At 66.8% G+C, this 13410-nt stretch carries 13 protein-coding genes; 6 read left to right on the top strand and 7 right to left on the bottom strand.

Annotation, left to right across the window (positions count from 1 at the left end; translation table 11 throughout):
* The first annotated feature begins 73 nt into the window (after nucleotides 1–73).
* From Q1A36_RS04130 to Q1A36_RS04120, 3 genes are all read left to right on the top strand, one after another.
* The gene (locus tag Q1A36_RS04130; protein ID WP_299840169.1) at nucleotides 74–2035 is read left to right on the top strand and encodes a heme lyase CcmF/NrfE family subunit; all 1962 of its coding nucleotides are present in this window, start codon (nucleotides 74–76) and stop codon (nucleotides 2033–2035) included.
* Entirely contained in the window at nucleotides 2032–2499 is a 468-nt protein-coding gene (locus tag Q1A36_RS04125; RefSeq protein WP_299840167.1) for a cytochrome c-type biogenesis protein, read from the top strand. The genes Q1A36_RS04130 and Q1A36_RS04125 overlap by 4 nt, the downstream gene beginning before the upstream one ends.
* A gap of 78 nt (nucleotides 2500–2577) precedes the next feature.
* Nucleotides 2578–3348: an enoyl-CoA hydratase-related protein gene (locus Q1A36_RS04120; RefSeq protein ID WP_299840164.1), complete on the top strand. Its 771-nt coding sequence runs from the start codon at nucleotides 2578–2580 to the stop codon at nucleotides 3346–3348.
* A gap of 184 nt (nucleotides 3349–3532) precedes the next feature.
* On the opposite strand, the gene Q1A36_RS04115 is transcribed toward Q1A36_RS04120, so the two are convergent.
* From Q1A36_RS04115 to Q1A36_RS04105, 3 genes are read right to left on the bottom strand one after another with little or no spacing between them, the layout of a single operon-like run.
* Nucleotides 3533–4513, bottom strand: coding sequence for a methyltetrahydrofolate cobalamin methyltransferase (locus Q1A36_RS04115; protein WP_299840161.1), 981 nt, complete (start codon nucleotides 4511–4513; stop codon nucleotides 3533–3535).
* A gap of 24 nt (nucleotides 4514–4537) precedes the next feature.
* Nucleotides 4538–5422: a methylenetetrahydrofolate reductase gene (locus tag Q1A36_RS04110; RefSeq protein WP_299840159.1), complete on the bottom strand. Its 885-nt coding sequence runs from the start codon at nucleotides 5420–5422 to the stop codon at nucleotides 4538–4540.
* A gap of 14 nt (nucleotides 5423–5436) precedes the next feature.
* The gene (locus Q1A36_RS04105; protein ID WP_299840156.1) at nucleotides 5437–5721 is read right to left on the bottom strand and encodes a virulence factor; all 285 of its coding nucleotides are present in this window, start codon (nucleotides 5719–5721) and stop codon (nucleotides 5437–5439) included.
* Nucleotides 5722–5941: 220 nt separating this feature from the next.
* On the opposite strand from Q1A36_RS04105, the gene Q1A36_RS04100 reads away from it, so the two are divergent.
* Both Q1A36_RS04100 and Q1A36_RS04095 read left to right on the top strand, forming a co-directional pair.
* Nucleotides 5942–7561, top strand: a complete 1620-nt coding sequence (locus Q1A36_RS04100) for a GMC family oxidoreductase N-terminal domain-containing protein (RefSeq protein ID WP_299840154.1) — start codon at nucleotides 5942–5944, stop codon at nucleotides 7559–7561.
* Between the two features lie 41 nt (nucleotides 7562–7602).
* Nucleotides 7603–9300, top strand: a complete 1698-nt coding sequence (locus Q1A36_RS04095; protein ID WP_299840151.1) for an amidohydrolase family protein — start codon at nucleotides 7603–7605, stop codon at nucleotides 9298–9300.
* Here the strand turns inward: Q1A36_RS04095 and Q1A36_RS04090 are convergent.
* The 4 genes from Q1A36_RS04090 to Q1A36_RS04075 form a co-directional block, all read right to left on the bottom strand.
* On the bottom strand, nucleotides 9297–10130 hold the full coding sequence (locus Q1A36_RS04090) for a metal ABC transporter permease (protein ID WP_299840149.1): 834 nt from the start codon (nucleotides 10128–10130) through the stop codon (nucleotides 9297–9299). The genes Q1A36_RS04095 and Q1A36_RS04090 overlap by 4 nt on opposite strands.
* Nucleotides 10127–10990 (bottom strand): metal ABC transporter permease, encoded by an 864-nt coding sequence (locus Q1A36_RS04085; protein WP_299840147.1) that lies wholly within the window; start codon nucleotides 10988–10990, stop codon nucleotides 10127–10129. Before Q1A36_RS04085 ends, Q1A36_RS04090 begins: the two co-directional genes overlap by 4 nt.
* A gap of 109 nt (nucleotides 10991–11099) precedes the next feature.
* On the bottom strand, nucleotides 11100–11948 hold the full coding sequence (locus Q1A36_RS04080; RefSeq protein WP_299840144.1) for a manganese/iron ABC transporter ATP-binding protein: 849 nt from the start codon (nucleotides 11946–11948) through the stop codon (nucleotides 11100–11102).
* On the bottom strand, nucleotides 11945–12847 hold the full coding sequence (locus tag Q1A36_RS04075; RefSeq protein WP_299840141.1) for a metal ABC transporter substrate-binding protein: 903 nt from the start codon (nucleotides 12845–12847) through the stop codon (nucleotides 11945–11947). The genes Q1A36_RS04080 and Q1A36_RS04075 overlap by 4 nt, the downstream gene beginning before the upstream one ends.
* A gap of 101 nt (nucleotides 12848–12948) precedes the next feature.
* Here Q1A36_RS04075 and Q1A36_RS04070 point away from each other — a divergent pair, with 101 nt between their 5' ends.
* On the top strand, nucleotides 12949–13374 hold the full coding sequence (locus tag Q1A36_RS04070; RefSeq protein WP_299840138.1) for a Fur family transcriptional regulator: 426 nt from the start codon (nucleotides 12949–12951) through the stop codon (nucleotides 13372–13374).
* The last annotated feature ends 36 nt before the right edge of the window (nucleotides 13375–13410 follow it).

The following is a 13410-nucleotide window of genomic DNA, read 5'->3' as shown; positions in this document are numbered from 1 at the left end:
CTTCTGCGGCCAAGGGGGGACTGTTCCCCCCTTATTCGCGGGGTTACACTGCCAGCCAACCACCGGAGGTTCCATGATCGCTGAACTTGGCCATTTCGCCCTGATCCTCGCCTTTGCGGTGTCGCTTTATCAGATGGTCGTGCCGATGATCGGCGCGGCGCGTGGCAATCGCGGCTGGATGGACAGCGCCCGGCCGGCGGCGCTGGCACAGTTCGGCTTGACCGCGATCAGCTTCGCGGCGCTGACCGTGGCCTTCGTCACTTCCGATTTCTCGCTGAAGCTGGTCTACGAGAACAGCCATACCGACAAGCCGATGCTCTACAAGGTCACTGGCGTCTGGGGCAATCACGAGGGCTCGCTACTGCTTTGGGTGATGATCCTCGCGCTCTTCGGCGCGGCGGCGGCGGCGTTTTCGGGCAACCTACCGCCCAGTCTGAGGGCGCGCGTCCTGGCGGTGCAGGCGGCAATCGGTGCGGCGTTCTATGCCTTCATCATCTTCACCTCGAACCCCTTCCTGCGCTTGGGCAACCCGCCCTTCAACGGGCGCGACCTGAACCCGCTCTTGCAGGACCCCGGCCTCGCCTTTCATCCGCCTTTTCTCTATCTTGGCTATGTCGGGCTCTCGGTATCCTTCAGCTTTGCCGTGGCCGCGCTGATCGAGGGGCGCGTCGATGCGGCCTGGGCGCGCTGGGTCCGGCCCTGGACGCTGGCGGCATGGCTGTTTCTGACCATCGGCATCGCGCTGGGGTCGTGGTGGGCCTATTACGAACTTGGCTGGGGCGGCTTCTGGTTCTGGGATCCGGTCGAGAACGCCAGCTTCATGCCCTGGCTGCTGGCGGCGGCACTCCTGCATTCCGCCATCGTGGTGGAAAAGCGCGAGGCGCTGAAAAGCTGGACGATCCTTCTGGCGATCATGGCCTTCGGCTTCTCGCTGATCGGCACCTTCATCGTGCGCTCTGGCGTCATTACCTCGGTCCACAGTTTCGCCAATGACCCGGAACGCGGGGTCTTCATTTTGGGCATCCTCGCGGTCTTCGTGGGCGGGGCGCTGACGCTTTTTGCCGCGCGGGCCGGGGCGATGGCGGCCAAGGGGGTGTTCTCTCCGGTCTCGCGCGAGGGCGCGCTGGTCCTGAACAACATCCTTCTGGCGGTTTCGGCCTTCGTCGTCTTCATCGGGACCATCTGGCCGCTGGTGGCCGAATTCTTCTGGGACCGGAAACTGTCGGTCGGCGCACCCTTCTTCAATCAGGCCTTCACGCCCTTCATGATCGTTCTGGCGCTGGTTCTGCCGGTGGGCGCCATCCTGCCCTGGAAGCGGGCGCAGGTCAGCCGTGCCATCCGGCCGCTGCGCGGGGCGCTGGCGGTCACGCTGGCCATCGCCCTGCTGATCTGGGCGGTGTCGAGCGGCCATTCCGCGATCGCCGTCATCGGTGCGGGCTTGGGCAGCTGGCTCATCGCCGGGTCGGTCGCCGAACTGGTGCACCGCACCGGCAAGTCCGGGCTCTCGCGCCTTCTGCGCCTGCCGCGCGCCGACTGGGGCAAGGCGGTAGCGCATTCGGGGCTGGGTATCACCTTCATCGGTGTGTCCCTGCTGACCGCCTGGCAGGTCGAGGATATCCGCGTGGCCCGGATCGGCGAAAGCTATGAGGTCGGCGGCTACCAGATGACCCTGCAATCGGTGGACCAGATCAAGGGCCCGAATTACTTCTCGACCATGGCGGCCATCGCTATCGCCAAGGACGGGCGCGAGATCACCACGCTTCACCCCGAGAAACGGGTCTACCCGGTGCAGGCCATGCCCACGACCGAGGCCGCCATCGAAACTGGCATCTTCCGCGACATCTATGTGGTGATCGGCGATGCGCAGGCAGGCGGGGGCTGGGCGGTCAGGGCCTATGTGAAACCCTTCGCCAACTGGATCTGGCTCGGCTCGATCCTGATGGCGCTTGGCGGGCTGATCAGCCTTTCGGATCGCCGCTACCGGGTGGCTGCCGGGGCGCGCAAGGCGCCGGTCAACGCGGTGCCGGCGGAATGAGGCGCGTTCTTGCCATCCTCGCACTGGCGCTGCTGCCAACGCTGTCCCTTGCCGTTCAGCCCGACGAGGTGCTGCCCGATGCCGCGCTCGAGGCGCGCGCGAGAGAGATCTCGCAAAAGCTGCGCTGCCCGGTCTGTCAGGGCGAGAATATCGACGAATCGAATGCGCCGATCAGCCGCGACCTCAGGCTTTATGTGCGCGAGCGGCTGGTCGCGGGCGACAGCAACCCGCAGGTGATCGAGGCGGTCACTGACCGCTTCGGTGAGTTCGTCCTCTTCGAACCGCCGGCGCGCGGGGCGAACCTGCTTCTGTGGCTGGCCGGGCCGCTGATGGCGCTGCTGGCCCTGCTGGTCGGCTGGCGTTTCCTGCGCGCGCGCGAGCGGGCCGAGACCGCCCCGCTTGCGCCGCTCAGCGACCAGGAACGCGCTCGGCTTAAGGCCATCATGGGTGACGTGAGGGAATGATCAACCCGTGACGTTTCGTCCGGGCTTTCCCTTCGCGTCAATCTGGGCAAGATGGCGCGAACCCGAGGGAGGACCGCCATGAGCTTCGAGACCATCCAGTTTTCCGTCCGCGACGGCATTGCGACCGTGGTGATGAACCGGCCCGACGTGATGAACGCGCTGAACAGCCGGATGCGGTCCGAGATCACCGCCGCCATCAGCGGTGTCGGGGCGGATGTGCGCTGCGTGGTGCTGACCGGCTCGGGACGGGCCTTCTGCTCGGGTCAGGACCTGACCGACTTCGCCGCCGCCGCCGATGTCGAGGCGGTGCTGCGCGACGAATACGAACCGATGCTGCAAGCCATCGTCAACTGCCCGGTGCCGGTGATCGCCGCGATCAACGGCGTGGCGGCGGGGGCTGGGGCCAATCTGGCGCTCTGCTGCGACGTGGTGATCGCCACCGAAAGCGCCCAGATCATCGAGGCCTTTACCCGCATCGGCCTGATCCCCGATGCCGGCGGCACCTGGTTCATCCCGCGCCTGGTGGGTCATGCCCGCGCCATGGGGATGATGCTCTTCGCCGAGGGGGTTCCGGCGAAGCAGGCTGAAGAGTGGGGCCTGATCTGGAAGGCGCTTCCCGACGAGGAATTCGTCGAGGGCGTCGCCGCTGCCGCGCGCAAGCTGGCCGCCGGCCCCAGCGGCGCCTATCGCCGCATCCGCACGCTGGTGTCGCAATCGCTGGACAATGATCTGGAGGACCAGCTGAAGCTGGAAGCCCGGATGCAGAAAGAGGCGGCGAATTCGCGTGATTTCACCGAGGGCGTTCAGGCGTTCTTGCAGAAGCGTCCGGCGCAGTTCAGCGGGCGGTAAAGCCTGCAACCCCGCCTGTGCGACCAGCACAGGCAGCGCCCGACCGCCCCCCATGGGCGGGCGCTTTGGCGACCTTCAGCGCCGAACAGTCGTTCGATATATTTGTGCCATAAAGGCGCATCCACGAGATGTTTGCAGCGCCCACCCTGCGGTCGGGCGCTGCCTCTGCGTCGAGCCGCTGCGCCTACCCCCGCGCGCGCCGACGCCCGCCACGACCACCGCTGGCAGCGGCTGCCGCAGCAGCAGCCTCGGGGAAGGAGGTGCCGGCATGGACGGCTTCGATCACCCGGCTGAACTTGATCCACTCGCCGCCATTCGGGTCATGGTTCATCAGGAAGTTCGCGGCCTTGATCGCCTCCATCTCGGCGGCGCGGACCGGGTTCATGATCGCGCTGGTCATGCCGGCGCCGATGGCCATGGGCAGGAAGGCCGCGTTGATGCCGTGGCGGTTCGGCAGGCCGAAGCTGATGTTCGACGCCCCGCAGGTGGTGTTCACCCCCAACTCGTCGCGCAGCTTGCGCACCAGCGCAAAGACCTGCTGCCCGGCCGAGGCCATGGCGCCGACCGGCATGACCAGCGGGTCAACCACGATGTCATGGGCCGGGATGCCGAAATCGGCGGCGCGCTCGACGATCTTCCTGGCCACGGCAAAGCGGACCTCGGGGTCCTCGCTGATGCCGGTATCGTCGTTCGAGATCGCCACCACCGGCACGTTGTATTTCTTGACCAGCGGCAGCACCAGTTCCAGCCGCTCTTCCTCGCCGGTGACGCTGTTCAGAAGCGGACGACCGTTGCAGGCCTCGAGCCCGGCCTTCAGCGCGCCGGGAACCGAGCTGTCGATGCAGAGCGGCACATCGACCAGCGCCTGAATCCGGGTGATCAGTTCCGGCATCAGCATCGGCTCGACAAAGTTGTTGTCGGCATAGCGCGGATCTTCGGCCATCTTGTTGGTGAAGACCGCGCCCGAGTTCACGTCCAGCACCGTCGCCCCGCAGGCCACCTGCTCCAGCGCGTCCTTCTCGACGGTCGAGAAATCGCCCATCTCAAGCTCGGCCGCCAGCTTCTTGCGGCCGGTGGGGTTGATGCGCTCGCCGATGACGCAGAAGGGTTCGTCAAAGCCGATGATGACGGTCTTCGATGCGGATTCCAGAACGGTGCGGGTCATTATGGGCCTTTCAGGGCTAGTCGGTCAGGCCGCTTTCGCGCGGCTCAGCCAGTCGGTCGAGGCGGTGATACCACCAAGCGGAAAGATATGCGCGGCCTCGATGGCGAAACCGGGATTGGCGGCCTTGTGGCGGGCGATGGCGGTGATGAAGTCGGTCGGCTCGTAGGGAACCAGCAGCTTGGTCACGTCGCGGGCGCGGCGCTGCAGCACGCGCAAGGAGGGGCCGACGCCGCACATGATGGCGAATTTCAGCATGGTCTGCAGCTTGGCCGGGCCGGCCAGACCGATGCGGATCGGCAGATTCAGCCCGACCGCCTGCATCCGGTTGGCCCATTCGATCACCGGTTTCGCGTCAAAGCAGAACTGCGTCACCACGGCCATCTGGGCATCCGTCCGCTGTGCGAAGTCCTGCTTCCAGCGAAGGGCGCGCAGCACCTCGGCCTCGCCGCCATTTGGGTCGATGTCGCGGTTGCCCTCGGGATGGCCGGCGACATAGAGCCGCTCGAAATCCGCGAAAAGCCCGGTATCCAGCATCTGCATCGAATCGGCAAAGGGACCGCGCGGGGTGCTGAGCCCGCCGCCCAGAAGCAGTGCCGAGGTCGCGCCGGCGCCGCGATAGGCGGCGATCCAGTCAGCCAGCGCCGCCTGCGACGGCACCACGCGGGCCGGGATATGCGGCACCGGTGCAAAGCCTTCGCGCGCCAGACGGGTCACGGTCGCCTGCATGTCGGCCGGATCGGTGCCGTCGATATGGGCGACAAAGACCTGCGTGCCCGCCGGCAGGATCGCGCGGAAATCGGCGATCTTCTCGGCCGTTTTCGGCATCACCTCGATCGAGGCGCCCGTCAGGAAGGCGGGCAGGGGCGAGGTCGTATCCTTCTTGGGCGTCCGAAACTGCATGAGCGACATCTTTTCAGCCTGTATTAAACCGGGTTCCAGCCGTCATTGGCGATCAATGCCTTCAGACGGTCCTTGTCGTATTCGGCCTCGAGCCGGGTGGCTTCGGCCTGCGGGTCATCCCCCTCCGCCGGCGCGCGGCGCCATTGGTTCAGGTAATCGTCGGTTCCCGCCAGACCGGCCTTCATCGCGGCGCGGTCGATGGCCTGTTCGAAACGCTCGTTCAGCACGATACGGGTCGCATTGCGGCCCTTGCCCATCGTCACCTGGGCAGGAATGTCGCGCCAATAGACAAGCGTCAGTCCGGACATGCGGGGATCCTCCTTACCGGCCTCAATAGGGCGCGCGCGGCGGGGCTGATCCACCGCTTGCGACCATGATGCGGGCCATTTGCGACACCGCCCTTCGCTTGTGACGCCAGAGATGCGCCGGTGCAACAAGCGGGGGCGTGAAACCTTTGCATGATCTTCATGAGCGGGGCCAGGAACGGGGGCGGTTGCGCGGCGAAAACCCGCGCGCTAGCGTCCCCTCATGGATGAGACACGCGACTTCGGAACCTATGATTTCGTCATCGTCGGCGCGGGTAGTGCCGGCTGCGTGCTGGCCAACCGCCTCAGCGCCGATCCGCGCCACCGGGTCTTGCTGCTGGAAGCCGGCGGCAGCGACAACCGCTTCTGGGTGCATGTGCCGGTGGGCTATCTCTACTCGATGGGCAACCCGGCGGTGGACTGGTGCTACAAGACGGAACCCGAGCCGGGGCTGAACGGGCGGGCGCTGAACTATCCGCGCGGGCGGGTGCTGGGCGGCTGTTCCTCGATCAACGGCATGATCTACATGCGCGGGCAGGCGGCCGATTACGATGGCTGGCGGCAGGCGGGCAATCCGGGCTGGGGCTGGGAGGACGTGCTGCCCTTCTTCCGCCGCTCGGAACGCCATTACGGCGAGGCCAGCGACCTGCATGGCACCGAGGGCGAGTTGCGGGTGGAACAGCAGCGGCTGAGCTGGCCGATCCTCGATGCGGTTTCCGAGGCGGCGCAGGAGATGGGCCTGCCGGTCTGCGCGGATTTCAACGCCGGCGACAATGAGGGCGTGGGTTACTTCCCGGTGAACCAGCGGCGCGGCATCCGCTGGAACGCGCGCAAGGCCTTTCTGGACCCGGCGCGGGGAAGGGCGAATCTGCGCATCGAGACCGGGGCCGAGGCGGAACGGCTGGTGATCGAGGAGGGCCGGATCACCGGCGTCATCTTCCAGAAGGGCGGGCAGCGGCATCTGGCGCGCGCAGGGGGCGAGGTGGTGCTGGCGGCGGGGGCGATCAATTCGCCGGCGCTGCTCGAATGGTCGGGGATCGGGCAGGGGGCGCATCTGGCCTCGCTCGGGATCCCGGTGGTCTTGGACCTGCCGGGCGTTGGCGCGAACCTGCAGGACCATCTGCAATTGCGCAGCGTCTTCCGCATCACGGGCGCGCGGACCCTGAACGACCGGGCGGCGAGCCTCTGGGGCAAGGCCGGGATTGCGCTGGAATATGCGCTGCGGCGGTCTGGCCCGATGGCGATGGCGCCCTCGCAACTGGGGATCTTCGCGCGCTCCTCGGACCGTTTCGCGACGGCCAATATCGAATACCACGTCCAGCCGCTGTCCCTGGACAAGTTCGGCGAGCCGCTGCACCCCTATCCCGGCCTCACCGTCTCGGTCTGCAACCTGCGCCCCGAAAGCCGGGGCACCAGCCATGTCCGCGGCGCCACCCCCGGCGAGGCCCCGGCCATTGCGCCGAATTACCTCTCGACCCAAGGCGACCGCGAGGTGGCGGTGGAGAGCATCCGTCACGCAAGGCGGCTGATGGCGACGCGGCGCATGGCCGAATTCGCGCCGGTCGAAACCCTGCCGGGGGCGAGCCTGCAAAGCGAGGCCGAACTGGAACAGGCGGCGGGCGCAATCGGCACGACGATCTTCCACCCGGTCGGCACCACGCGCATGGGCACGGACGCCATGGCCGTGGTCGATCCCGAGTTGCGGCTGCGCGGGCTGGCGGGGCTGCGCATTGCCGATGCCGGGATCATGCCGATGATCCCCTCGGGAAATACCCACGCCCCGGTGACGATGATCGCCGAAAAGGCGGCGGCGATGATCCTGCGGGATGCAACCGGCGCGTGAGCCATGCTAGGCTGGCGCGGAAGTGTCAGCCGAGATGTGCCATGATCAGTCGCCGCTTGTTCACCGCCACCGCCCTTTCCTCGGGTGTCCTCGCACTGTCCGGCTGCGGTTCGGGCCTTGCCCGTCCGGGGCGGCAGGCCGATCTGGGTGCGGGCGCCATCGACGCCCATATGCACCTCTTCAATGGCCGCGACGTGCCGGCGCTAGGCTTTCTGCGGCAGGTGATCCTGCCCGATCTTGGCAGCACGTTCCCGGTCGCCGTGATCGGTCCCTTCGCCGAGATGATCGTAACCTTCCTGCTGCAGGGCACCCGCGATGCGGCGGCGGAACTGGCGGATCTGGGCCAGGCACCGCTGCCCCGGATCGACCCGGCCCAGGACGAGGCGCGGCTGGCCCGCGCCATCGACGGCTATTTCGGCGCGGCGCAGGCCCGGGCCGAGACGCAGCTAGCCGCCAGCCGGGCGATGCGAAGCGCCGCATCCGGCGAGGCGGCGGCGGTGCTGTTGCCGGAACCCGACCAGCAACTCCTGTCGGCGCTGTCGGATGCGGCGGGCGTGCCGGTCGGGGAGGCGGCGGCGGGGATGGCAGCCGGAGATCAACCTATCATCGCCGCCCGCCGCGCCGTGCCGAGCACCGGGCAGCAACTGGCGCCGGGTCTGCTGAACCCCGACCGCCGCAGCGCCACGGCCTCCAGCCTCAGTCTGTCGAACACGCTGCAATGGGCCATGCTGATGACGCGCGACCGTGTGGTGATCCGGGATCAGGCCGCGCGGCTTTATGGCCGGCCGACCGAGGCGCGGATCTTCTGCAACCATCTGGTCGACATGGCGCTGTGGCTCAATGCGACCGAACCGCAGAGCGTCAGCCCGATGGCCCAGCAGGTCGATCTGGCCGCGCGGCTGAGCCAGCGCGAGGCCCGTGTGCTGGTGCTCAATTTCGTGCCCTTCTGTCCGCTGCGTGCGGCGCTGGAGGGCGCATCCGTGCTGGAAGGAGTGCAGCGCGCCATCACCGAGCAGGGCTTTGCCGGGGTCAAGCTCTATCCGCCGATGGGCTTTCGCCCCGATGACAACAGTGCCATCAGCTTTGCCCATGCCCGCCCCGACATCGCCCGGAACCCGCCGCCCCGCGCCGCGCTGGACCGGGCGCTTGGGGCGCTTTACCGCTGGTGCGCGGAGAATGACGTGCCGATCGCCACCCATGCCTCGCACAGCATGGGGGCGGGGCCGGGGACCAAGGATTATTCCGCCCCCTGGCTATGGGCGCCGGTGCTGCGGGACCATCCCGATCTGCGGGTGAACCTTGCGCATTTCGGCGGATTCAATCGCCATCAGGAGGCAAATTGGCAGGTGCGGCTGGGGCAGATGATGACCGAGGACCGGAACCTCTATTTCGATACCGGATATTGGGACGAGGCCGCGCGGGATGTGGACAGCGCGCCGGGCGGGCCGCTGGCGATGACGCAGGCCTTCCTGGCGACCTATCCGCTGGCGGGCGAGCGGATGCTTTATGGCAGCGACTGGCACATGATCGCGCGCGAGCCGGATCACCCGGACTATCACCGGATGATGCGCGATTTCGTTGGCAGGCTGACCCCCGACAAGGCCGCACAGCAGCGCATCATGGGTGGCAATGCGCTAAGCTGGCTTGGTCTCGACCGGCCCGAGGGCGCGCAGTTCCGCCGACTCGCGGCGCATCACGGCGGGAACCCGGCCTGGCGCGCGCTGTTTGACGCGGGTTAAGCCGGCTGCCCGGCGGTGGCGCGGCGAGTGCGGAGCTGCCGCCAGACGAAGGCCGCGACGAAGAAGCCGGTCAGCACCAGAACGATGGTCGGCGCAGGCGCACTGTCGATCCAGAAGCTGAGCCAGACCCCGGCAAGGCAGGAGATCAGCGAGACCGCCGAGGCCACCGCCAGCATGGCTTGCATCCGCCGCGTGACCAGGAAGGCGATCGCCCCCGGCGCGATCAGAAGACCCACGGCCAAAATGATCCCCACCGCCGTCAGCATGGCAACCACCGTCAGCGAGATCGCCGCCAAGAGCCCGTAGTGCAGCCAGCGGACCGGCAGCCCGATCACCCGGGCCTGCACCTGGTCGAAGCTGAACAGCGTCAGCGCCCGCCAGTTCATCAGGATGCCGCCGCTGACCAGCAGGGCGATCAGCGCGGTGCGCAGGATCTGCTCCTGCGAGACGCCAAAGATATTGCCGAAGAGGATATGGAACAGGTCGGTCGCCGGGCCGGTGGCGACATAGAGGACGATTCCGCCGGCGAACATGCCCGACATGACCACGCCAAGGATGGTGTCCTGCTTGACCCGGCTGTTCTCCTGCAGGAAGCCCGCCGCCAGCGCGCAACCCATGCCGGCCGCGAAGGCGCCGATGACCAGCGGCCAACCCAGCAGATGCGCCAGAACCACGCCCGGCAGCACCGCATGGCTGATCGCGTCGCCCATCAGGCTCCAGCCCTTGAGGACCAGGAAGCACGAGAGCAGCGCCGAGGGGATCGAGATGATCGCGGCGATGACGAAGGCCTCGCGCATGAAGCCGTAATCGAGCGGGGCGAGAAGGATCATGGCGCGACCTCGCGCAAGGCCCGCCGTGCCCGGCGGCGGGCGGCCAGCATCCCGTGGGTCGGGGCGAAGATGAAGGCGGCGAGGAAGATGAGCGTCTGCAGCAGCACGATGATCCCGCCGGTCGCGCCGTCGAGGAAGAAGGACAGATAGGCCCCGAAGCCCGAGGTGAAGGCGCCGATGAAGACCGACAGCGCGATCAGGCGCGGAAAGCGGTCGGTCAGCAGGTAGGCGGTGGCGCCGGGCGTCACCACCATGGCGACGACCAGAAACGCCCCCACCGTCTGCATCGCCGCCACCGTGCAGGCCGAGAGCAGGGTGAAGAACAGGACGCGCAGCCGGGTCGGGTTCAGCCCGATGGTGCGGGCATGGGTCTCGTCGAAGAACACCGCCAGAAGATCGCGCCATTTCATCAGCAGGATCGCCAGCGAAACAAAGCCGATGATCGCCAGTTGCAGCACATCCTCGGGCGGGATGGCGAGGATATTGCCCATGGTGATGCTCTGGATGTCGACGGCCATGGGGTTAAGCGAGACCATGAACAGCCCCAGCCCGAAGAAGCTGGTGAAGATCAGCCCGATGATCGCATCCTCGCGCAGGCCGGTGCGAGTGTTCAGGAACAGCATGGCCAGCGCCGCCAGCCCGCCCGACAGGAAGGCCCCGATGGCAAAGGGCAGCCCCAGCATATAGGCCCCGGCCACACCCGGCACGATGGAATGGCTGAGCGCGTCGCCGATGAGGCTCCAGCCCTTCAGCATCAGGTAGGCCGAGAGGAACGCGCAGACGCCCCCGACCAGCGCCGCGACCCAGATGGCATTGGACATGAAGCCGTATTGGAAGGGGATCAGCAGGGTCTCGATCATGGGTGCCCTGCGGGGGTTTCACACCCCGTCGCCAATCGGTTCTCGGACCGATGGCGCCCCGATTGTCGACCCCCCGTGGGATATTTCGGTGAAGAAGAAGCGGGCTGCATCATGCGCTGTCCTTGGTGCGGGCCTGCTGGTCATAGAAGATCAGCGGGCGTTCGTCGTCGCTGAAGACATCGACGGCGCGGGCATCGGGATCGTCATGCAGCGCCGCGCCGCCAAGGACGAAATGGCGCAGCACGCCGCCGAAGGCGCGTTTCAGGTTCTCGGGCGTGAAGGTGGTGGCGACCGGCCCCGAGGCCAGAACCGTGCCTTTGACCAGCACCACCCGGTCGCAATATTCGGGCACCGATCCGAGGTCATGGGTCGAGACGAGGATCACCCGCCCCTCGGCCCGCATCTCGCGCAGCAGCGTGATGATCGCCTCCTCGGTCTTCACATCGACACCGGTGAAGGGCTCGTCCAGCAGGATCACCCGGCCCTCCTGTGCCAAGGCCCGGGCAAGGAAGACGCGCTTTTTCTGGCCGCCCGACAGCTCGCCGATCTGGCGCTGGCGGAACTCGGCCATGCCGACGCGGGCAAGGGCCTCCGTGACGGCCTGTTTGTCCACGGCGCGCGGGCGGCGCAGGAAGCCCATATGGCCATAGCGACCCATCATCACCACATCCTCGACGAGGACCGGGAAGGTCCAGTCGACCTCTTCGGCCTGCGGCACATAGGCGATCAGGTTTTTCGCCAATGCCTCGGCAACGCTGCCGCCCAAGACGGTAATCTTGCCCTGCGCGGCAGGTATGAAACCCATCAGCGCCTTGAAAAGCGTCGATTTCCCCGCGCCGTTCACCCCCACCAGCGCGGTGATCGAGCCTTCCGGCACGGTCAGGCTGGCTTCGCGCAAAGCCGTATGGCCGTTGCGGTAGGTGACGGTCAGGTCAGAGACGGTGATGCCATCGGTCATTTCTGCAACTCGGTCAGAATGGTTTCGCTGGTGACTTTCAAGAGGTCCAGATAGGTCGGCACCGGGCCATCGGCTTCGGACAGGCTGTCGACGTAAAGCTGCCCGCCATAGCGCGCCCCGGTCTCGGCGGCGATGGCGCGGGCGGGGCGGTTCGAGACGGTGGATTCGGAAAAGACCACCGGGATCTTTTCCGCCCGCACCGTGTCAATCACCCGGCGCACCTGCTGCGGCGTGCCCTGGCCGTCGGAATTGATCGGCCAGAGAAACAGCTCGTTCAGCCCGCAATCGCGGGTCAGGTAGGAAAAGGCCCCCTCGGAACTGACCAGCCAGCGGCGGTTTTCGGGCAGGGCATGGGCGGCCTCGCGCAGCGGGCCAAGCGCGGCCTCGATCTGCGCCTTGTAGTCCGCGGCATTCTGCCGGTAGGTCGCGGCGTTCTGCGGGTCGGCCTTTTCCAGCGCGGCGGCGATGTTGTCCACATAGATCAGCGCGCTCGAGAGCGACATCCAGGCATGGGGATTGGGCTTGCCGTCATAATCGCCGCCGCGGATGGCGATGGGCTCGACCCCCTCGCTGACCACCGCCACCGGCACATCGCCCAGCTTGTCGATGAACTGCTGGAACCACGCCTCGAGATTCATCCCGTTGGCAAGGATCAGTCCGGCATCCGAAGCCCGGATCATGTCGCCCGCCGTCGGTTGGTAGGCGTGGATATCGGCACCGGGCCGGGTGATCGATTCCACATCCGCCGCATCGCCCGCCACGTTGCGGGCCATGTCGGCGATGATGGTGAAGGTGGTGACGACCTTCAGCCGCTCGGCCAGTGCAGGCTGGGCCAGCAGCAGCGGAAAGAGGGCGGCAAGGGCAAGGCGGCTGAGCGTCCGGATCGGGTTCGGGGTCATGATGTCATCGGTATCTGCGAATGATTCTCAACTGTCAACAGTTGCGATTGGTTCGCAACTGGCTAGTTGCAACTGGTGCCGTGCTGGGGCATGACAGTCCCATGACCGAGTCCCGTGCCCTTCAACTCGAAACCGCGCTCCGCGATGCCGGCGTCCGCATCACCCGCCAACGCAAGCTGCTGCTGAGCGTGCTGGCCGATTGCGCCGATCACCCCGATGCGACGGAACTCCACCGCCGCGCCGAGGCGGCGGGGGCAGGGGTGTCGCTGGCGACCGTCTATCGCACCCTGACCACGCTGCAGGCGCAGGGCGTCATCGAGAAGCTGGAATTCCAGGGCGAGCCGGCGCGGTGGGAACCGGCAGACCAGCGCCACCACGACCACATGATCGACGTCGAGACCGGGCAGGTGATCGAGTTCACCAATGACCGGATCGAACGCCTGCAGGCCGAGATTGCCGCCGAGATGGGCTATGAGATCGTCCATCACCGGTTAGAGTTGTATGTGCGCCGCAAGCAAACCGCATAGGTTGAATTACGCCTTTACGAATCCTCAAGGTCTCTG

The sequence above is a fragment of the uncultured Paracoccus sp. genome (genome assembly GCF_947487305.1).
Lineage (GTDB): Bacteria > Pseudomonadota > Alphaproteobacteria > Rhodobacterales > Rhodobacteraceae > Paracoccus.
The sequence above is the reverse complement of the archived record's forward strand: the minus strand, read 5'-3'. Positions and strand labels throughout refer to the sequence as shown.

Excerpts from the sequence above, each read along its gene's own strand:
- Q1A36_RS04130 (WP_299840169.1), top strand. The coding sequence starts at position 74 with ATGATCGCTGAACTTGGCCATTTCGCCCTGATCCTCGCCTTTGCGGTG.
- Q1A36_RS04125 (WP_299840167.1), top strand. The coding sequence starts at position 2,032 with ATGAGGCGCGTTCTTGCCATCCTCGCACTGGCGCTGCTGCCAACGCTG.
- Q1A36_RS04120 (WP_299840164.1), top strand. The coding sequence starts at position 2,578 with ATGAGCTTCGAGACCATCCAGTTTTCCGTCCGCGACGGCATTGCGACC.
- Q1A36_RS04115 (WP_299840161.1), bottom strand. The coding sequence starts at position 4,513 with ATGACCCGCACCGTTCTGGAATCCGCATCGAAGACCGTCATCATCGGC.
- Q1A36_RS04110 (WP_299840159.1), bottom strand. The coding sequence starts at position 5,422 with ATGTCGCTCATGCAGTTTCGGACGCCCAAGAAGGATACGACCTCGCCC.
- Q1A36_RS04105 (WP_299840156.1), bottom strand. The coding sequence starts at position 5,721 with ATGTCCGGACTGACGCTTGTCTATTGGCGCGACATTCCTGCCCAGGTG.
- Q1A36_RS04100 (WP_299840154.1), top strand. The coding sequence starts at position 5,942 with ATGGATGAGACACGCGACTTCGGAACCTATGATTTCGTCATCGTCGGC.
- Q1A36_RS04095 (WP_299840151.1), top strand. The coding sequence starts at position 7,603 with ATGATCAGTCGCCGCTTGTTCACCGCCACCGCCCTTTCCTCGGGTGTC.
- Q1A36_RS04090 (WP_299840149.1), bottom strand. The coding sequence starts at position 10,130 with ATGATCCTTCTCGCCCCGCTCGATTACGGCTTCATGCGCGAGGCCTTC.
- Q1A36_RS04085 (WP_299840147.1), bottom strand. The coding sequence starts at position 10,990 with ATGATCGAGACCCTGCTGATCCCCTTCCAATACGGCTTCATGTCCAAT.
- Q1A36_RS04080 (WP_299840144.1), bottom strand. The coding sequence starts at position 11,948 with ATGACCGATGGCATCACCGTCTCTGACCTGACCGTCACCTACCGCAAC.
- Q1A36_RS04075 (WP_299840141.1), bottom strand. The coding sequence starts at position 12,847 with ATGACCCCGAACCCGATCCGGACGCTCAGCCGCCTTGCCCTTGCCGCC.
- Q1A36_RS04070 (WP_299840138.1), top strand. The coding sequence starts at position 12,949 with ATGACCGAGTCCCGTGCCCTTCAACTCGAAACCGCGCTCCGCGATGCC.